Here is a 19,218-nt window from a genome sequence, read left to right on the forward strand (position 1 = left end):
GATTTTCCCTATTCCGCCGGTTCCACATTGGCGTAGGCGGCTTCCTCGAGCTCGCGCTTCAGCCGCGCTTCCTCGTGGGTCTTCGGCGTAACGAAACGGCCAATCAGCAGATAGGCGACTGGCGTCAGGAAGAGCGTCGAGATGGTGGCCAGCCCCAGCCCGCCGACGATTACCCAGCCGAGCGCCACGCGCGCTTCGGCGCCCGCGCCGGCCGCCAGCACCAGCGGCACGCCGCCGAGCACGGTGCAGATCATCGTCATCATCACCGGCCGCAGGCGGATGGTCGAGGCCTGCTCGATCGCCTCGCGCACGCCGAGCCCGCGATCGCGCAGCTGGTTGGCGAACTCGACGATCAGGATGCCGTTCTTGGCCATGACGCCGACCAGCAGCACCAGGCCGATCTGGCTGTAGGCGTTGAGGCTGGTGCCAGACAGCAGCAGCGCGAAGATGGCGCAAGCAAGACCGAGCGGCACCGTGGCCATGATGATGACCGCGCTGACGAAGCTCTCGAACTGGGCGGCCAGCACCAGAAGTATGATGACCAGCGCGAAGCCGAAGATGGTGACCATGGCGCTGTTGGTCTCGCCCAGCGTCGCGGCTTCGGCCAGCGGCAGAATGCGGCTGCCAGGCGGCAAGAGCGGCGTGGCGATTTCCTCGGCGCGCGTCAGCGCATCGCCAAGTGCGAAATTGCCGCTGAGGTTGGAGGTGATGGCCACCGACGGCTGCTGTTGTTCGCGCGACAGCGACGGCGGCACGGCGCGTTCGGTCAGCGTGGCGATGGTCGACATCGGCACGAAGCGGCCGTCAGCCGTCTTCAGGAAGATATTTTCCAGGTCGGTCGGATCGTTGATCGGGTTGGTGGTCGAGACCAGCTTCACGCCATAGCTGCGGTCGGCGATGTAGACGTCGACGACATCGTTGCCGTCGAGCATGGCCTGCAAGGTGTTGGCGAGGCCCGTAATGTCGATGCCGAGATCGGAGGCGCGCTCGCGGTCGATGGCGACGGCAAGCTGCGGCTGCGTCGGATCGATCGAAAGGCGCGGTGTCTGGAAGCGGGAATCCTTCTGCATCTCGGCGATGATCTTGACCGCCGCGTCGCCGAGCGCCTTGCGGTCGTTGCCGACCAGCGCGAACTGCAGGCCGTTGCCGGCCCCGCGGATGCCGAGGCTGTTGGGCTGCACCGGGAAGATGCGCACGCTGGGCACCTGCCTGGTCAGCTGGCTGATCTCGGCCATGATTTCCTGCTGGCTGCGGCTGCGCTCGTTCCATGGCGCCAGCGTCATCACCATGAAGCCGGAGTTGTAGGAGCCGTTCTGACCGGCGTTCTCGAAGGTGGAGCGGATCTCGCCGGAATCGCGCATCGGCTGGATCAGCTTCTCGATCTTCCGCATCTGCTGCGTCGTGTAGTCGAGGCTGACGCCTTGCGGGGCATTGATGCGCAACAGCACCGCCGCGCGGTCCTCGGTCGGCGTCAGTTCCTGGCGGATGGTGCCGAACAGGGTGAAGGCGGTGCCGGCAAACAGCACCGCGACAAGCATCACGATCCAGGGCGCATCGAGGCAAGCGTGCAGGGCCCGCTTGTAGCCAGCGTTCAACGCGCCGCCGATACGGGCGCCGATGCCATGGCCGCCTTGATGATGCAGCGATGCGCTGGTCAGCATGCGCGAAGCGAGCATCGGGCAAAGCGTCAGCGCCACCACGCAGGACAGAAGCACCGACATGGCTAGCACGAAGCCGAATTCGCGGAACAGGCCGCCGGTCTGGCCGGGCAGGAACGAGATCGGTACGAAGACGGCGACCAGCGTCAGCGTCGTGGCGACGACGGCGAAGAACACCTCCCGCGCACCAAGCACGGCAGCGGCGCGGGGCCCCATGCCTTCGTTGCGGCGGCGCACGATGTTTTCCAGGACGACGATGGCGTCGTCGACGACAAGGCCCGTCGCCAGCACAAGCGCGAGCAGCGTCAGGATGTTAACCGAGAAGCCGGCCAGATAGATGGCGGCGATGGTGCCGATCATGGCGACCGGCATCGACAGGCCCGGGATCAGCGTGGCGCGCCAGTCGAGCAGGAAGGCATAGATGACGATCAGCACCATTGTCACCGACAGGCCGAGCGCGATCTCGACCTCGTGCACCGCGCCCTTGACGAACACGGCGTCGTCGCTGGTGATCTTGATCGCCATGCCCTTGGGCAGGTTCTGCTGCAGTTTGGCGACGGCGGCCTGGACGCCGGTCGAAATATCCAACGTGTTCGATTCCGCCTGGCGGATGATGCCGATACCGATGCCGGTCTTGCCGTCGGAACGCAGCGTGGTCTGGCCGACATCGGGGCCGAGCGTGACGGTGGCGACATCGCGGATGCGCGTCGTGCCGCCGATGATGATGTTTTCGAATTCCTCGGGGGTGGTCACATCAGCCGTGGTACGGACGATCAGGTCCTGGTTGGTCGTGGTGATCGACCCGGCCGGCGAATCGAAGGCGACCGAGGCAAGGGCCGCCCTGAGATCGGCGACGGTGAAGCCAAGACTGGCGAGCTTGTTCTGGTCGACATCGATGCGGAAGATCTTGTCGCGGCCGCCATAGACCTGGACGTCGGCGACGCCGGGCACGGCGGCTAGCTCATCCTCGATCTGATCCTGAACCACCACTGTCATGTCCTGGATCGACATGCTGTCCGAGGTCACCGCAAGCCGCATCACCGCGTCGGAATTGGCGTCCGCCTTGACGATGCGCGGCGGATCGGCGGTGTCCGGCATCTGGTTGGCGACGCGGCCGACGGCATCGCGCACATCGGAAGCAGCCACATTAAGGTCGATGCCGTCGTTGAATTCGATGGTGACGCGGCTCTGGCCAAAGGAGGAGGAAGAAGAGATCGACTTGACGCCGGAGACGCGGGCGACCGCACCCTCGATCGTGTCGGTCAGCTCGCGGTCAACGGTTTCGGCGGCCGCCCCTTCGAAGGTGGTCGTGACCGTGACCACAGCGCGGTCGACGTCGGGCAGTTCGCGGACCTCCACGCCGTAGAAGGCGGCGAGGCCGGCAACCGCGATGAGCACGTTCAGCACGAAGGCCAAGACCGGCCTGCGGATGAACAGGGCGGTGAAGCCGGTATCGCTGGCGGCGTTGACGGTACCGGTCATGAGCCTTCGGCGGTATTGGCGTTGAGCTGGTCCTGGCCGGCGATGCGGACCTCGCCGCCTTCGCTGACGCTCTGCGTGCCTTCGGTGACCACCATGTCGCCGCTGTCGATCTCGGCATCGATCAGCACGGTCTCGGTGTTGCGCTGGATGATACGCACCGGCACGCGCTTGGCCTTGCCATCCTCGATCTGCCAGACATAGGCGCCGTCCGACCCCCACAGGATCGCCAGCGGACTGACGGCGGGATAGGTTTCGCCGGGGAATTTCATGGTGATGGAGAACGACATGCCGGCGCGCAGCGAATCGGCCGGATTGGCGATCTTGGCCTTGACCAGCAGCGTGCGGCTCTTCTCGTCGATGTGGTTGTCGATGGCTGATACCGTGCCGGTATAGGCGTTGCTCGGATTGGCGATCGGCGTCGCCGTCAATTGCGCACCAACCTTGACGGCGGCGGCGAAGCGCTCAGGCACCTGGAAATCGACCAGGATCGAGGAGCGGTCGTCGAGCGTGGCGATCGCCGACTGGTTGGTGACATAATTGCCGGCCGAGATCGGCAGGATGCCGACAGTGCCCGATACAGGCGCCAGAACGGAGCGGCGCCGTAGCGCGAGCTCCGCGTCCTGAAGCGCCAGTCTGGCGTTCGCCAGTGCCACTTCGGCATCGGCCACGGCGACCGGCGTCGCGGCATTGGAGGCGCGCAGCGACTTGACGCGATCGAGCTTGGACTGGGCATCCTGCAAAGCGAGCTTGGCCCGGTCCAGAGCGATGATCTCGGTTTCGGAATCGAGCGCCGCGATGATCTGTCCCTTGTCGACATGAGTGCCGGATTCGACCAGCAGTTCGGCAAGGCGGCCTGAGCTATAGGGATTGACGGTCACCGAGGCGTTGGCACGGCCGGTGCCGATTGCCTGCAGGCGGTCGTTGATGATCGCGGCGGCGGCCGGCGATGCAACGATGGTGGCAATCCGGGTGCCGCTGCGCCCCGTCGCTCGGGAGCCGCCAGCTGCCGCATCCTTTGTCGGGGGTGTCGCGCCATAGGCCCAGTCGATGCCCCAGCGCGCCAGCACTTCGGGAGCGCCGGGATAGAAGCGAGCCCAGGCAGCCACGGCGGCGACCACGATCACAAATGCAAGGGCAATCTGTTTCCAGCTCGGCATCGATACTCCAGCGGCAAGGATGTCGGCCGGTTCCAGGTGGAAGCGGACGCGGCGACGATACGGGCTGGCGGCGAAACCGGCCAAGCCACATCCCGGTATCACTGGTTTATGGCAATTATCACGCAATCGTGCACATTAAATCTCGGTAACGTGAAGGCGGGGCGGTCTTCGGCACGGCTGCGATTTGCCCGGGATCGGCGCCTGGGTCCGCTTCCCTTTGTTTGGCGCAATTCCGGACGGGAAACCGTTTCACAGGTTTTCCCGGGATCGGGCTAGCGCAGACCTTCCATCTCGCGGATGCGCCGGGCGCCGTCGGCCTCGAGCTGTCTCGTGACGGCGCCGATCAGCGTTTCGGCGACGACGAAAAGCGCGGCCGAGGAATCCCATGCGGAAGGCACCGCCGTCCGTCCGGCGATGACGTGGCGGGCAAAACGGGCGATCGGCGACAGCCACTGGTCGGTGAAGAGCACAATCTGAACGCCGCGCTGATGCGCCTTTTCGGCGAAGCGGACGAGGCTGTCCTGGTAGCGCCTGATGTCGAAGATCACCAGCACGTCGCGCTTGCCCATGTCGATCAACCGGTCGCGCCACATGCTCTCCTGTCCGGCAAGGTGAAAGACATCGGGCTGGATGACGGCGAGGTGGGCCGCCATGTAGCGTGCCAGCGGGTCGGTGAAGCGACCGCCGATCAGGAAGGTCTTGCCACGCCGATCGGCAAGCCGCGCCGCGATATCGTCGAGCTGCCTGTCGGAGAGGTGCCGGAAGGTCTCGCGCATGTTGTCGAGCGTCGCTTCCAGCATCGGGGATACGGCGCTGCCGCCGGGCAAGGGCGGGTTGAGCGTCCGTATCGCCGGCGATTGAAGTTGCGCGGCCAGTTCGTCCTGCAGGCTCGACTGGAATTCCGGGTAGTTCTGGAAACCAAGCCGGGCAACGAAGCGCAGGATCGTCGGCGAGGAGACGCCGGCGGCGGCCGAGAATTCGGCGACCGTCTTCAGGCCGATCATCGGATAGCTGGCGATCAGCGTCTGGGCGGCGCGCCGTTCGCCCGCCGGCATCGTGCCGACGCGGTCGGCGATCAGTTCGGCAATGCTGGAAATCATCTTTTCCCCCACGCAATGGCCTCGCTAATGAGATCGCATTTGACAAAGCCGGATAAACTGTATGAAATCATTCACAGGGACGCAATGAGACAAAATACGTAACATACGATACAGCGCTCCCCGGGGACGGCAGACTATGGAGCAAGCACGGCCCGCCAGCCTTGCATCGTCTGATACCGTGAGGGTGACCAATCCCGGCGGATCAAGCCCTTTCGTGCTGACCTGCGATCACGCTTCCAATTTCCTGCCTGCCGAATTCGGCACGCTCGGCCTCGCCGCCGAGGACCTGTCCCGCCACATCGCCTGGGATCCCGGCGCGCTGCCGGTTGCATTGCGCATGGCGCAGGCGCTGGATGCGACGCTGGTTGAAACCCGCATCTCGCGCCTCGTCATCGACTGCAACCGGCCGCTCGATGCGCCGGACCTTGTGCCGCCGGTCAGCGAGACGACAGCCATCCCAGGCAATACCGGCCTGTCGGAAAAACAGCGCGCGGCGCGGGTCGCCCTGTCATGGCAGCCTTTTCATGGTGCCATCGAGTGCATTGTCGAGGACCGGCTGGCGCGCGGACAGGAGACGCGTCTGGTTTCCGTGCATTCCTTCACGCCGGTCTACAACGGCCGCAGCCGGCCATGGCATATCGGCATCATCCATGACGACGACCGACGGCTGGCGTCGCCGCTGATATTGGCGCTGCGGCGGCTTGCCGGCGTCACCGTCGGCGTCAACGAACCCTATTCGCCTGCCGACCGCGTCTATTTCACGCTGGAACGGCATGCGCGCTCGCGTGGGCTGCCCTGCGCGATGATCGAAATCCGCAACGATGAAATCTCCGGCGAGACCGGGCAGCGGAAATGGGCGGATCTGCTCACAGGCATTTTTTCGAATCTGGAGCCCGAGGAGGCCAGGGGCTCCCGACAAGGCGCAATGGGAAAATCAGTACAAACGGCCAGCTAAGAAACCATAGGGGACTTCAAATGGCAGCACCGGATCACACAGACAAGTCGGAGGATGTAAAGATCCTTCACAGTATGGGCTACGCCCAGGAATTGGCTCGCCGCATGAGCGGTTTTTCCAACTTCGCCATTTCCTTCTCGATCATTTGCATCCTGGCCGGCGGCATCACCTCATTCCCGCTGGCCATCGGCACCGGAAGCGGTTTCGAGGCGACAATCGGCTGGGTCGTCGGCGGCCTCTTTGCCCTTGTCGTCGCCGCCTCGCTCGGTCAGATCGGCTCGGCCTACCCTACCGCTGGGGGCCTCTACCACTGGTCCTCTATTCTTGGCGGGCGCGGCTGGGGCTGGGCAACGGCCTGGATCAATCTGCTCGGCCTGATCTTCGTCGTCGCTTCGGTGAATGTCGGCGTTTATTTGCTGTTTTCCGGGCTTGTCGCGGGGCCGATCCTGGGCTTGGACACATCGGCATGGGGCTTCTGGCAGCAAACGGCGGCAGTCGTCATCATTACCGTCACCCAAGGCCTTTTCAATCATCTGGGCATCAAGACAACGACCAGGTTGACCGATTTTTCGGGATATCTCATCCTCGTTGTCGCGGTCGTGCTGACGCTGACCTTCCTGATATGGGGCTCGCATAGTTTCGATCTTTCGCGGTTGACGACATTCGTCAACACTACCGGCGATCCTGGCGGCGGCTATGTTCCGACGGCCCGGACGGCGCTGGTGGCCTTCCTGATCGGCCTTCTCTACCCGCTCTATACGATCACGGGCTTTGACGCCTCGGCACACACCGCCGAGGAGACGCACAATGCGCGCACCGCAGTGCCTAGGGGCATGATCCACGCAGTCCTGTGGTCTCTCGTCTTTGGCTTCGTCATGGCGGTCTCCTTCGTCCTCGCCAGCCCCGACCTCGTGGCGACTGCCAAGGACGGCGGCAATGCTTGGTTCAACCTGTTCAACAACCTGCCCGCGCCAACGTGGCTCAAGGATCTGCTTGGCATCTGCATCGTGCTGTCGAACTATCTGTGCGCGCTGGCCGGGCTCACTTCGACCTCGCGTATGATCTTCGCCTTTTCGCGCGACGGGGGTCTGCCGGGGTCATCTCTGTGGAAGCAGGTTTCGCCGACCTGGCGCACGCCCGTCCCGGCCATCTGGCTCGGAGCCGTGCTCTCGATCGCGGCAACACTGTACTCGCCGGCCTTCGCCGCTTTGGCAGCTGGCTGCGCCCTGTTCCTCTACGTGTCCTATGCAATGCCGGTAGCGGCTGGCCTGCTTGCGGAAGGCAAGAGCTGGACCGAATTCGGTCCGTTCCGTCTCGGCATATGGTCCAAGCCGTTCGCTGTCATTACCGTCCTTGGCGTTCTGGTCCTGATGTATGCTGGCATCCAGCCGCCATTCGACATCCTGATCAACTATGCCATCGGCTTGATCATCCTGCTGGTCGTGTTGTGGTTCGGCATAGAATCCCGGCGCTTCAAGGGTCCGCCGGTCGGCGCCGACATCGCCCGCCGCCAGGCGGAAATCGCGGCGGCCGAAGTAGCGGTCGGCGAAACCGGCCACTGACACTTCGCCTCAAGCTCATGGCCGGCCTCGCGCCGGCCATGACTGCGTTTATCCCTTTCAACCGAAAAGCATTTGGAGTGCCGCAGGAATGGCCGGAAATTTCTCGTTCGATCAGTTGAAGAAAGCGGTCTCAAACTGGGAGATCGACACGGTGCTGGCTTGCATCGTCGACATGCAGGGCCGGCTGGCGGGAAAGCGGTTCCTGGCGCAGTACTTCGTCGATTCCGCGCATGACGAAACGCATGGCTGCAATTATCTGCTCGCCGCCGACATCGATATGGAGCCGGTGCCAGGCTACAAAGCGGCAAGCTGGTCGAAGGGTTATGGCGACTTCGTCATGAAGCCGGACCTTGCGACGCTGCGGCGCATTCCATGGCTGGACAAGACCGCCCTGGTGATCTGCGATGTGCTCGACCACCACACCCATGACGACCTGCCGCATTCGCCGCGTGCGATCCTGAAGAAGCAGGTCAAGCGGCTGACGGAGCGCGGCTATATCGGCTATTTCGCCTCCGAGCTCGAATTCTACCTTTTCAACGAGACCTACGATTCCGCCCGCAAGAAGCACTGGCAGGGTCTCGACACCGCCTCGCCCTATATCGGCGACTACCAGATCGGCATCACTACCAAGGAAGAAGGCGTCATGCGCCGGCTTCGCAATGAGATGGAAGCGGCCGGCATTCCGATCGAGAATTCCAAGGGCGAATGGGGTCCCGGCCAGGAAGAGATCAACGTGCGCTACGCCGAGGCGCTCGACATGGCCGACCGCCACGTCATCCTGAAGAACGGCGCCAAGGAGATCGCCGAGTCCGAGGGCAAGGCCATCTCGTTCATGTCCAAGTACAATTACGGGCTCGCCGGCAATTCCAGCCACATCCACAATTCGCTCTGGAGCGCCGACGGCAAGACGCCGCTGTTCTTCGATAAAAAGGCCGACTGGACGCTATCGACGCTCGGCCAGCAATGGGCGGCGGGGCAGCTCAAATATGCCAAGGAGTTCACCTGGTTCCTGGCGCCCTACATCAATTCCTACAAGCGCTTCCAGGCCGGCACCTTCGCTCCGACCAAGATCATGTGGAGCGAGGACAACCGCACCGCCGGCTTCCGCCTGTGCGGCGAGGGCACCAAGGGCATCCGCATGGAGTGCCGCATCGGCGGCGCCGATCTCAACCCCTATCTCGCCTTCGCGGCGCTGATCGCGTCAGGCCTTGCCGGCATAGATGAGAAACTGGAGCTGCAAAAACCGTTCGTCGGCGATGCCTATCAGGCATCTCGTTTGCCGGAGATCCCGAAAACCCTGCGCGATGCCACCGAGACGCTGGCGAAGTCGAAGATGCTGAAGCAGGCGCTCGGCGAGGATGTGCTCGAACACTACGTGCATACCGCGAAATGGGAACAGTTCGAATACGACCGCCGGATTACAGATTGGGAACTGCACAGAGGGTTCGAGCGATATTAAAACTTTATACAGCTTTAACGTTGACAATGTAGTGAGACTGAGGCCATATGAGACCTGTAAAATTGCAATGTGCTGCATTGAGGAGTTTGCAATGTCGAAATATGCGCCGCTCAAGGACTTTCTCGTTGCCCAAGATGTAGATCGTGTGCCGATGTCGTTTGCTGAAATCGAGAAAGTGCTCAATCTGCCACTGCCCGCATCGAAGCAATACCCTGCATGGTGGAGCAACAATCCGAGCAACAATCCCATGACAAGGGAATGGCTTGAAGCCGGGTTCGAGACCGAATCCGTCAACGTAGGCAGTGGGAAACTGGTCTTTCGCCGCGTTCGCAAAGCGCCCATTTCGACGCCGCCCAGCGGTAGCGCGGCTGCGCCAAAGGAGGCGCGTCCGGACCGCCACCCCGGTTTTGGTTTCATGAAGGGCTTGATAACAATTGAAGCCGGATTTGATGTTACCAAACCTTTCGACGATGAGCCCTGGGACCGGGGCTATCTGGGCGGCGAAGCTCAGGCACGCGATGGCAAACGCGCGGTGCGTAAATGAGTGAAGAGCCGAGCCTGCTTCTGGATACATGCGCGATGATCTTTATCGCGAACGACAGTCAAATTGATCCGCACGCAAGCCGGGAGATTTCGGAGGCGGCCTATGACGGTCGTCTCTATCTTTCCCCGATGTCGGCATGGGAGATCGGAATCGGTGTGGCCAAGGGCCGGCTCAACCTGCCATTGGCGCCACTTGATTTCGTGGAGCGATTCATCGAGCGAATGTCAGCAAAGCTCAGCGTTATTTCACCAGCCATTCTGATTGCGTCTTCCAACTTGCCTGGCCCGCCTCATGGCGATCCCATGGATCGGATACTGATGGCAAGTGCGAGAGCCTTGGACATGGTTCTGGTGACGCGAGACGAGCCCATCCTTCGCTATGGCCGCAATGGCCATCTGCGTACACTAGCCTGCTAACTTGGAGCATCCTTTGGAAACGGTAAGACTCAAATCCCCCATCGATGGCTCGATCTATGCCGAGCGGCCCGTGGCGACGGACCAGGCGATCAATGCCGCGGTCGAGCGCGCCAAGGCGGCGCAGGAGAAGTGGGCCGAGACGCCGATCGTCGAGCGCGGCAAATACATGCTCGCCATGCTCGAAGCGCTGGTCTCGATGACCGACGAGATCGTGCCGGAGATCGCCTGGCAGATGGGGCGGCCTGTCCGCTATGGCGGCGAGTTCGGCGGTGTCAAGGAACGCACCAACCATATGGTCGAGATCGCCGAGGCGGCGCTGAGACCGGTGCCGGCCTCTAATCCCAAGGACGGGTTCCGCCGCTATGTGAAGAAAGGTCCGCTCGGCGTGGTCATGGTGATCGCGCCGTGGAACTACCCTTATCTGACCGCCGTGAACACCATCGTGCCGGCGCTGATGGCCGGCAACGCCGTCATCTTGAAGCACGCGGCGCAGACGCTGCTGGTCGGTGAACGCTTCCAGCAGGCGTTCGACAAGGCCGGCCTGCCAAAGGGTGTGTTCCAGAATATCGTGCTGAACCATGCTCAGACGGAAAAGCTGCTCGGCTCCGGCAAGATCGATCATGTCAACTTCACCGGCTCGGTCGGCGGCGGCCGTGCCATCGAAAGGGCGGCTGCAGGCACCTTCATGACGCTCGGCCTCGAACTCGGCGGCAAGGATCCCGCCTATGTGCTGCCCGACGCCAAGATGGACCATGCGGTGGCCAATCTGGTCGATGGCGCTTTCTACAATTCCGGCCAGTGCTGCTGCGGCATCGAGCGCGTCTATGTGCACGAAAAGGTCTATGACGAATTCGTCGAAGGCTTTATCGCCGAGACCAGGAACTATGTCGTCGGCAATCCTCTGGAGCAGGCGACGACGATGGGACCGATGGCGCAGGCGCGCTTCGCCGACCTGATCCGCGAGCAGAAGGCCGAAGCGCTGCGCAAGGGCGCCAAGGCGCACATCAACATGAAGGTGGCTAACGACAAGGCCGGCTCACCCTATCTGGCCCCGGAGGTGCTGACCGAGGTCGACCATCAGATGAGCGTCATGCGCGAGGAAAGCTTTGGCCCGATCGTCGGCATCATGAAGGTGCGCAACGACGAGGAAGCGATCGCGCTGATGAACGACAGTCCCTATGGGCTGACGGCCTCGATCTGGACCCGCGACATCGAGCACGCGGTGGTGATCGGCAACCGCGTCGAGACCGGCACGGTGTTCATGAACCGCTGCGACTATCTCGATCCGGCGCTGGTCTGGACCGGCGTCAAGGACACCGGCAAGGGCGCGGCACTGTCAGCCATCGGCTACGACAATCTGACCCGGCCGAAATCCTTCCACCTGCGCGAAGCCATCTGATTTTTCGAAAGACAAGCAATGACCAAGCTGACCTCCAAATGGAACTACCCCACCACTGTCCGCTTCGGCGCCGGACGCATCAAGGAACTGCCCGAGGTGCTGGCGGCAACCGGCATCAAGCGGCCCTTGTTCGTCACCGATCCGGGCCTGGCGAAACTGCCTGTCGTCGCCTCGACGCTGAAGATCCTCGACGATGCCAAGGTTCCCTACGGCGTCTTCTCCGAGGTGAGGCCGAACCCGGTGGAATCCAATCTGACCGCCGGTATCGAAGTGTTCAAGAAGGGCAAGCATGACGGCATCATCGCCTTTGGCGGCGGTTCGGCGCTCGACCTCGGCAAGCTGATCGCCTTCCAGGCCGGCCAAACGCGGCCGGTGTGGGATTTCGAGGATGTCGGCGACTGGTGGACGCGCGCCAATTCGGACGCTATCGCTCCGATCGTCGCAGTACCGACCACCGCTGGCACCGGCTCGGAAGTCGGCCGTGCCGGTGTCATCACCAATGAGGCGACGCACACCAAGAAGGTCATCTTCCATCCCAAGCTGCTGCCGGCGATCGTGATCGCCGATCCGGAATTGTCGGTCGGCATGCCGGCCTTCATCACCGCCGGCACCGGCATGGACGCGCTCGCCCATTGCCTGGAAGCCTATTGCGCGCCGGGCTACCATCCGATGGCTGACGGCATCGCGGTCGAGGGTGTGCGCCTGGTGTTCGAGAACCTGCCAAAAGCCTTTGCCAACGGCAAGGACCTGGTTGCGCGCGCCCATATGATGAGCGCCGCCGCCATGGGCGCCACGGCCTTCCAGAAGGGGCTGGGCGCCATCCACTCGCTGTCGCATCCGATCGGCGCGCTCTACGACACCCATCATGGCATGACCAACGCCGTGTTCATGCCTTATGTGCTCGCCTTCAATCGCGACTCCATCGAGGAGCGCATTGCCCGCCTCGCCGCCTATTGCGGCATCAAGGGCGGCTTCGACGGCTTCGCCAAGGCGATCATCAGGCTGCGCAAGGACCTGAAGGTGCCGCACGCCCTGCCGGGCCTGATCAAGGGGCTCGACATGGACAAGAAGCGCAAGGCGCTGATCGCCGACATGGCGGTGGTCGATCCAACGGCCGGGGGCAACCCGGTCAAGCTGACCAAAAAGGCGGCGCTGACCTTGCTCGAAAACGCCATCGCGGGCACCGTCTGAAGCACTTTTCGCATATCGATTTGATCTGGAAACGGGGCAGGAAAACAAGGAGAGGCGATGCAGGACAAGGCAGAAACTAGTTAGCCGGAAAAAGATACGCCGGCCAATTGCTACATCAGGTTAAAAAGAGTTTACTTTTTCGTGCTGCGGGCTGCCTGTTTCACAAAGCTTTCATCTGGCTGTCACATGAAAACGATACCGCATCGCAGGCGTCCAACGGCGTCAGTTCAACGGAGAGAACACATGTTCAAATTCACGGGGAAGGTGCTTTCCCTTTCGGCCGCGACCCTCATGGTGTCGTCGGTGATTTCGTCCGCGGCTTCGCTGGACGATCTCGTCAAGGCTGCAAAGGCTGAAGGCCAGCTCACGACCATCGCCCTGCCGCATGACTGGTGTGGCTATGGCGACGTCATCGCCGGCTTCAAGGCGAAGTATCCGGGAATCACCATCAACGAACTCAATCCCGACGCCGGCTCCGGCGACGAAGTCGAGGCGATCAAGGCCAACAAGGATAACAAGGGCCCGCAGGCTCCCGACGTCATCGACGTTGGCCTGTCCTTCGGTCCGACCGCCAAGGCCGATGGCCTGTTGATGCCTTACAAGGTATCGACCTGGGACTCGATCCCGGACAGCGCCAAAGATGCCGATGGCGCCTGGTACGGCGACTATTACGGCGTTCTGTCGTTCATGGTGAACAAGGATCTGATCAAGGAATCGCCGAAGGACTGGGCCGATCTCCTGAAGCCGGAGTTCGCCAATGCGGTAGCCGTTGCCGGTGACCCGCGCGCCTCGAACCAGGCCATCCAGGCAGTGTATGCCGCTGGCCTGTCGTCGGGTGCCGCTGCTGGTCAAGCCGCCGGCACCGCTGGCCTCGACTTCTTCAAGAAGCTCAACGCCGCTGGCAATTTCGTCCCGGTCGTCGGCAAGCCTGCGACGCTGGCACAGGGCCAGACCCCGATCCTGATCAACTGGGATTATAACGCCCTTGCTGGCCGCGACACGCTGAAGGGCAACCCGCCCGTCGACGTCGTCGTGCCGAAGAGCGGCGTTGTCGCCGGTGTCTACGTGCAGGCGATCAGCGCTTTCGCTCCGCATCCGAATGCGGCCAAGCTCTGGATGGAATACCTCTATTCCGACGAAGGCCAGGTCGGCTGGCTGAAGGGCTATTGCCACCCGATCCGCTTCAACGATCTCGCCAAGAACGGCAAGATCCCGGCTGACGTGCTGGCCAAGCTGCCTCCGGCTGAAGCCTACGCTTCCGCTGCCTTCCCGACGCTCGACGAGCAGGGCAAGGCCAAGGAAGCCATCAGCAAGAACTGGGACGCCGTTGTCGGCGCCAACGTCAAGTAAGGTTTGAAATTGACCGGGCGGCCGTGAGGCCGCCCGGCTTTTCCTCGAAGACGGTAGCCGGCGCATGACCGATCTTACGCTTTCAAATCAGTCGCTTGCCACCAGGCCCGCGCCGCCGAACGAGGCGACTGCTTTCCGCTTGCCGACGCAATGGATCGGCGTGGCGCCCTTCTTTATCTTCGCCCTGATGTTCCTGATCCTGCCGACGATCTATCTCGTCGTGGGGGCGTTCCAGACCGGCGACGGCCGATTTACGCTGGATAACATCCTGCAGCTGGTCAGTGACCCGTCGATCAGCGCTTCCTACTGGGTTTCGATCAAGATCAGTTTCTGGTCGTCCATCATCGGCGCCTTTGCCGGGCTTGCGATAGCCATCGCCATCGTGCGCGGCGGACTTCCAAGCTGGACGCGCTCCGCGACCCTGACCTTTTCGGGCGTCGCGTCGAATTTCGCCGGTCTGCCGCTGGCCTTCGCCTTCCTGGCGACACTCGGCCGTGTCGGCATCGTCACGACGCTGCTGCGTGATGTCCTCAATATCAACATCTATGCGATGGGCTTCAATTTCCTCACCACGTCGGGGCTGATCGCCGTCTATCTGTTCTTCCAGATTCCCCTGATGGTGGTCATCATCGTGCCGGCCATCGACGGCTTGAAGAAAGAATGGGGGGAGGCGGCGGCCACGCTCGGCGCCACGCAGTCGCAATATTGGCGCATGGTGGTCATACCGGTGATATGGCCGAGTTTCCTCGGCACCGTCATCCTTCTGTTCGCCAATGCCTTCGGCGCCATTGCCACCGCCTATGCGTTTGCCGGCCCGGCACTCAACATCGTTCCCATCAAGCTCTATTCGCAGATCAACGGCGATGTGCTGCACAACCCGCAGCTCGGCTATGCCATCGCCTTCGGCATGATTGTCATCACGGGCTTGGCCAACGTCTTCTACATCTGGTTCCGGACTCGCTCCGAGAGGTGGCTCAAATGAAGTCGGGCAAATTCTGGGCCTGGGTCGTCTTTATCGTCGGCGCTGCCTATTTCTTCATTCCGCTTATGGCGACGGTCGAGTTCTCGCTGCGCATGCGGCGCGGCGTCCATTCCTTCGACGCCTATCAGATCGTGTTGGGCGATGCGCGCTTCCAGTCGACCTTCCTGTATTCGGTGATCGCTGCCATCTTCACCATCATCCTCGGAATCCTGATCGTGGTGCCGGCTGCATACTGGATCCGGCTGCGTCTGCCTCAGCTCAGGCCGATCGTCGAATTCATCACATTGTTGCCGCTGGTCATACCGGCCATCGTCATCGTCTTCGGCTACATCAGGATGTACGGTTCGAATTCGCCGCTGCCGTTCCTGGGAAGCAATATGGGTGCGAACGCCTTGCTGGTGATCGGCTATGCGACGTTGTCGCTGCCTTACATGTATCGCGCAGTCGACACCGGGCTGCGCACAATCGACGTGCGGACATTGACGGAAGCAGCACAGATCCTGGGCGCGGGCTGGTCGACGATCATCGGCCGGGTTATTCTGCCCAATGTGCTGATCGCGGTGTTGTCAGGGGCGTTCCTGACCTTCGCGATCGTTATTGGCGAGTTCACCATGGCGAGCCTGCTCAACCGGCCGGCCTTCGGCCCTTATCTGCAGAACATTGGCGCCAACCGCGCCTATGAGCCGGCAGCCCTTGCCATCATCGCTTTTGCCATCACCTGGGGCTGCATGTCGCTCATCCAGATCCTGTCCCGCTTCGCGCCGAAATCGGCGAACCGTCCGAATTGACCGAAAAGCACTGACCTGAGAGAAAAAGCCATGGCCGAGCCATTCCTGTCCATCCAGCATGTGCGAAAATCCTACGGTTCCAACACCGTGGTCCAGGATTTCAGCCTCGACGTCGAGCCGGGCGAATTCGTCTCGTTCCTCGGACCGTCCGGTTGCGGCAAGACCACGGTGCTGCGCATGGTTGCCGGCTTCGAGGAGCCGTCGGCCGGTAAGATCGTCGTCGCCGGCAAGGACATCACCCGGCTGAAGCCCAATCAGCGCAATGTCGGCATGGTGTTCCAGGCCTACGCGCTGTTCCCGAACCTGACCGTGGCCCAGAACATCGCCTTCGGACTGAAGGTTGCCGGCATGCCCAAGGCCGACGCCGACAAGCGCGTCGCCGAGATGCTCGACATGATCAAGCTGCCGCAGATGGCCGACCGTTATCCCTACCAGCTCTCGGGCGGCCAGCAGCAGCGTATCGCGCTGGCGCGTGCGATCGCGCCGAAGCCGAAGCTGCTGCTGCTCGACGAACCGCTGTCGGCGCTGGACGCCAAGGTGCGCGTTTCGCTGCGCGAGGAAATCCGCTCGATCCAGAAGAAGCTCGGCATCACCACCATTTTCGTCACGCACGACCAGGAAGAAGCGCTGTCGATCTCCGACCGCATCGCGGTCATGTATGGCGGCAAGGCCGAGCAGGTTGCCACGCCGTTCGAGATCTACAACCGGCCGGCGACCAAGTTCGTCGCCAACTTCGTCGGCACGCTCAACGTTCTCGAGGGCAAGGTTACCGATGCAGCGTCAGGCAAGGTGCAGGTCAACACGCAGGAAGTCGAGTTGAAGGGCAAGCTCAACGGCTCGAAGTCCGGCGATACGCTGGCGCTGGCGCTGCGGCCAGAGGCAATTTCGCTCGGCCGTCAGCCCGGCCGCGATTCCAGCCTGTCCGGCGAGATTTCCGAAGTGCATTTCCTCGGTTCGGTAATCCGGGTCCGCGTCGGTATCGGCGGCAACACGGTGTCGCTCGACACGTTCAACAACTCGGCGACGCCGCCGCCCACCGTTGGCGAGAAGGCTGAGATTTCGTTCTCGTCGGGCGATATGCTGGTGTTGCATTAGCTCGATGGTATGAGCCTAAGCGAACGGGGTTAGCCCCAGATTTCGGCGGCAGCGTCGTCGGATTTGCGATGCTGTTCAATCCAGCCGGGATTACGGCGGCAACGATGCCAACACATGGTTGGACGCATTCATTATTCCCGCCCCTCTCAGGCGTCGGCAAGCGGCATCCGGCAAGCGGCGTCAAGCCGATGCGATGAACCGGCTGGGATAATCTCCTGGACAGCGGGCAAGGCTCCATCCGCGGCGATTTCAGGCGCATTGCTGGAGGGCTTGAGTTTGATGGCCAATCCACCGCATGCTGCATGCATATCTGCGCCAGCAATCCCACGGATGTAACAGCCCATGGCTCTTTTCGAACTGACGCTAGTCCTGCTTTTGACGGCCGTTGCATTGACGGCGCTGTCGCGACGGCTGGAGATCCCCTATCCGTCCCTGCTGGCCCTGGCTGGGGTTGCTATTGCCTTCGTGCCTGGCACACCGACCATCGAAATCGATCCGGAACTGGCGCTTGCGCTGTTCATCGCGCCGGTGCTTCTGGATTCCGCCTATGACACCTCGCTGCGCGACCTGAAGCGCTACAGGCTGTCGTTGGTGATGCTGGCGCTCGGCGCTGTCGTCTTCACCACCGCCGTCGTTGCCTTTGTCGGCTGGAAGATGGCCGGTCTGCCGATCGCGGCGGCGATCGCGCTCGGCGCCATCGTTGCTCCGCCGGATGCGGTGGCGGCAAGCGCGGTTCTCGGACAATTCAAGGTGCCGCACCGCATCACCGCCATTCTCCAGGGCGAGAGCCTGCTCAACGACGCCACCGCGCTGCTGATCTACCGGCTGGCGGTTTCGGCGGCGCTCGGCTCGATCACGCTGAGCAACGCCGTTCCAACGATCCTGCTGTCGACCATCGGCAGCCTCGTGGCGGGTTATCTGCTTGGCCGCTTCTCGCTGTTGACGCTGTCCCGGATCGAGGATGCGGCAAGCAGCACCGTGGTGCAGTTCGCCGGGACGTTCGGGGTGTGGATCCTGGCGGACAGGCTCGGGCTGTCCGCCATCATCACCATCGTCGTCTACGCCATCACCATCGCGCGCAGGGCGCCGCGCCATATGTCGGCGAGACGCCGCGTCAGCACCTATTCGGTCTGGGAGTCGGCGGTGTTCGTGCTCAACGTGCTGGCTTTCGTGCTGATGGGCCTGCAGGCACGATCGATCGTCGGCCGTCTCTCCGGCGATGGGCAAGGCGAAGCTTTTCTCTTTGCAGCAACGGTGCTGGCCGTTGTCATCGTGGCACGCCTTTTCTGGGTGGCGAGTTACGTTGCGATCATCCGATGGTTTGCCCGCTTCGGCGGCGAAGAGCGGAGGAGCGATGCGCCGACGTTTCGCGGCTCCGTGCTCGTCGGCTGGTGCGGCATGCGGGGGCTGGTGACGCTGGTGGTGGCCATTGCGCTGCCCGCCGGCTTTCCCGGCCGCGATCCGATCGTGCTTGCCGCCTTCGCGGTGGTCCTGGGCACGCTGGTATTGCAAGGGATGAGCCTGAAGCCCCTGCTGCGGATACTCGACTTCGAACGGGACACGACAATAGACCGCGAAGTGGCCCAGGCTCGCGTCGCCGTCATGCAGGCCGCGCTAGATGTGTTGAGCCGCAAGACATCGGTCGCGGCGGCCGTGGTGCGCGAGCAGTATGAGGCCCAACGCGTGATCGCGCAAAACCCTGATGACGCACAGGCGGCAACCGAATACGACCGGCTGCGCCTCTACGCCATCGACCGCCAACGCGACACGCTGGAGGAATTGCGCAGCAACGGCACGATCGGCGACGAAGCCTATCATCGCCTGGAAGAAGAGATCGACTGGTCGGAACTGGCGGCGTCTCCGGCTGGCCGTTTCCAGCCGTTGACGACGGATTAGGACGGTTCATCGCCAGAGGTGTCACACGCCGTTTCCGGCGTGTGGAGGATATCGGAACGGTCCGGAATCGGTGCATGATCGCACAACGGGCGGGGAGGCTTCTGGCACAAGCCGCATCCATTCTCCTGCACATTGCAACCAATCCGCCGAACCGCTACTGCCATGATGGAAAATAAGCCGGATA

15 protein-coding genes are annotated in these 19,218 nt (G+C 62.5%); 12 read left to right on the forward strand and 3 right to left on the reverse strand.

Going from position 1 to position 19,218, the window contains the following annotated elements; genetic code table 11:
• Positions 1-8: 8 nt before the first annotated feature.
• The 3 genes from FJ934_RS11160 to FJ934_RS11170 all read right to left on the reverse strand — a co-directional run bounded on the left by FJ934_RS11160 (position 9) and on the right by FJ934_RS11170 (position 5,397).
• Positions 9-3,140 (reverse strand): efflux RND transporter permease subunit, encoded by a 3,132-nt coding sequence (locus tag FJ934_RS11160; RefSeq protein ID WP_140609665.1) that lies wholly within the window; start codon positions 3,138-3,140, stop codon positions 9-11.
• Positions 3,137-4,297, reverse strand: a complete 1,161-nt coding sequence (locus FJ934_RS11165; RefSeq protein WP_140609738.1) for an efflux RND transporter periplasmic adaptor subunit — start codon at positions 4,295-4,297, stop codon at positions 3,137-3,139. The genes FJ934_RS11160 and FJ934_RS11165 overlap by 4 nt, the downstream gene beginning before the upstream one ends.
• A gap of 272 nt (positions 4,298-4,569) precedes the next feature.
• On the reverse strand, positions 4,570-5,397 hold the full coding sequence (locus tag FJ934_RS11170; RefSeq protein WP_140609667.1) for a MurR/RpiR family transcriptional regulator: 828 nt from the start codon (positions 5,395-5,397) through the stop codon (positions 4,570-4,572).
• A gap of 136 nt (positions 5,398-5,533) precedes the next feature.
• Here FJ934_RS11170 and FJ934_RS11175 point away from each other — a divergent pair, with 136 nt between their 5' ends.
• The 12 genes from FJ934_RS11175 to FJ934_RS11230 all read left to right on the forward strand — a co-directional run bounded on the left by FJ934_RS11175 (position 5,534) and on the right by FJ934_RS11230 (position 19,034).
• The gene (locus tag FJ934_RS11175) at positions 5,534-6,352 is read left to right on the forward strand and encodes an N-formylglutamate amidohydrolase (protein WP_140609669.1); all 819 of its coding nucleotides are present in this window, start codon (positions 5,534-5,536) and stop codon (positions 6,350-6,352) included.
• Between the two features lie 20 nt (positions 6,353-6,372).
• Positions 6,373-7,914, forward strand: a complete 1,542-nt coding sequence (locus FJ934_RS11180; RefSeq protein ID WP_140609671.1) for an amino acid permease — start codon at positions 6,373-6,375, stop codon at positions 7,912-7,914.
• 88 nt (positions 7,915-8,002) lie between these two features.
• Complete coding sequence (locus tag FJ934_RS11185; RefSeq protein WP_140609673.1) at positions 8,003-9,373, forward strand: glutamine synthetase family protein; 1,371 nt, start codon at positions 8,003-8,005, stop codon at positions 9,371-9,373.
• A 91-nt stretch (positions 9,374-9,464) separates the two neighbouring features.
• Positions 9,465-9,917: a hypothetical protein gene (locus FJ934_RS11190; protein ID WP_140609675.1), complete on the forward strand. Its 453-nt coding sequence runs from the start codon at positions 9,465-9,467 to the stop codon at positions 9,915-9,917.
• Complete coding sequence (locus FJ934_RS11195) at positions 9,914-10,333, forward strand: type II toxin-antitoxin system VapC family toxin (RefSeq protein WP_140609677.1); 420 nt, start codon at positions 9,914-9,916, stop codon at positions 10,331-10,333. The genes FJ934_RS11190 and FJ934_RS11195 overlap by 4 nt, the downstream gene beginning before the upstream one ends.
• Positions 10,334-10,346: 13 nt before the next feature.
• Positions 10,347-11,732 (forward strand): aldehyde dehydrogenase family protein, encoded by a 1,386-nt coding sequence (locus tag FJ934_RS11200; protein ID WP_140609679.1) that lies wholly within the window; start codon positions 10,347-10,349, stop codon positions 11,730-11,732.
• Positions 11,733-11,750: 18 nt separating this feature from the next.
• Positions 11,751-12,923, forward strand: a complete 1,173-nt coding sequence (locus tag FJ934_RS11205) for an iron-containing alcohol dehydrogenase (RefSeq protein ID WP_140609681.1) — start codon at positions 11,751-11,753, stop codon at positions 12,921-12,923.
• A gap of 243 nt (positions 12,924-13,166) precedes the next feature.
• Positions 13,167-14,273: an ABC transporter substrate-binding protein gene (locus FJ934_RS11210; RefSeq protein WP_140609683.1), complete on the forward strand. Its 1,107-nt coding sequence runs from the start codon at positions 13,167-13,169 to the stop codon at positions 14,271-14,273.
• A gap of 187 nt (positions 14,274-14,460) precedes the next feature.
• The gene (locus FJ934_RS11215; protein ID WP_226890706.1) at positions 14,461-15,255 is read left to right on the forward strand and encodes an ABC transporter permease subunit; all 795 of its coding nucleotides are present in this window, start codon (positions 14,461-14,463) and stop codon (positions 15,253-15,255) included.
• On the forward strand, positions 15,252-16,043 hold the full coding sequence (locus FJ934_RS11220; protein WP_140609687.1) for an ABC transporter permease: 792 nt from the start codon (positions 15,252-15,254) through the stop codon (positions 16,041-16,043). The genes FJ934_RS11215 and FJ934_RS11220 overlap by 4 nt, the downstream gene beginning before the upstream one ends.
• Positions 16,044-16,073: 30 nt before the next feature.
• Positions 16,074-17,138, forward strand: a complete 1,065-nt coding sequence (locus FJ934_RS11225; RefSeq protein ID WP_140609689.1) for an ABC transporter ATP-binding protein — start codon at positions 16,074-16,076, stop codon at positions 17,136-17,138.
• 342 nt (positions 17,139-17,480) lie between these two features.
• Entirely contained in the window at positions 17,481-19,034 is a 1,554-nt protein-coding gene (locus tag FJ934_RS11230) for a sodium:proton antiporter (RefSeq protein WP_140609691.1), read from the forward strand.
• Positions 19,035-19,218 lie beyond the last annotated feature (184 nt).

The sequence above is a fragment of the Mesorhizobium sp. B2-4-12 genome, assembly GCF_006441575.1.
Lineage (GTDB): Bacteria > Pseudomonadota > Alphaproteobacteria > Rhizobiales > Rhizobiaceae > Mesorhizobium.

Coding starts and splice junctions, on each gene's coding strand:
- FJ934_RS11225 (WP_140609689.1), top strand. CDS start 16,074: ATGGCCGAGCCATTCCTGTCCATCCAGCATGTGCGAAAATCCTACGGT.
- FJ934_RS11220 (WP_140609687.1), top strand. CDS start 15,252: ATGAAGTCGGGCAAATTCTGGGCCTGGGTCGTCTTTATCGTCGGCGCT.
- FJ934_RS11215 (WP_226890706.1), top strand. CDS start 14,461: ATGTTCCTGATCCTGCCGACGATCTATCTCGTCGTGGGGGCGTTCCAG.
- FJ934_RS11160 (WP_140609665.1), bottom strand. CDS start 3,140: ATGACCGGTACCGTCAACGCCGCCAGCGATACCGGCTTCACCGCCCTG.
- FJ934_RS11210 (WP_140609683.1), top strand. CDS start 13,167: ATGTTCAAATTCACGGGGAAGGTGCTTTCCCTTTCGGCCGCGACCCTC.
- FJ934_RS11195 (WP_140609677.1), top strand. CDS start 9,914: ATGAGTGAAGAGCCGAGCCTGCTTCTGGATACATGCGCGATGATCTTT.
- FJ934_RS11230 (WP_140609691.1), top strand. CDS start 17,481: ATGGCTCTTTTCGAACTGACGCTAGTCCTGCTTTTGACGGCCGTTGCA.
- FJ934_RS11185 (WP_140609673.1), top strand. CDS start 8,003: ATGGCCGGAAATTTCTCGTTCGATCAGTTGAAGAAAGCGGTCTCAAAC.
- FJ934_RS11180 (WP_140609671.1), top strand. CDS start 6,373: ATGGCAGCACCGGATCACACAGACAAGTCGGAGGATGTAAAGATCCTT.
- FJ934_RS11175 (WP_140609669.1), top strand. CDS start 5,534: ATGGAGCAAGCACGGCCCGCCAGCCTTGCATCGTCTGATACCGTGAGG.
- FJ934_RS11205 (WP_140609681.1), top strand. CDS start 11,751: ATGACCAAGCTGACCTCCAAATGGAACTACCCCACCACTGTCCGCTTC.
- FJ934_RS11165 (WP_140609738.1), bottom strand. CDS start 4,297: ATGCCGAGCTGGAAACAGATTGCCCTTGCATTTGTGATCGTGGTCGCC.
- FJ934_RS11170 (WP_140609667.1), bottom strand. CDS start 5,397: ATGATTTCCAGCATTGCCGAACTGATCGCCGACCGCGTCGGCACGATG.
- FJ934_RS11190 (WP_140609675.1), top strand. CDS start 9,465: ATGTCGAAATATGCGCCGCTCAAGGACTTTCTCGTTGCCCAAGATGTA.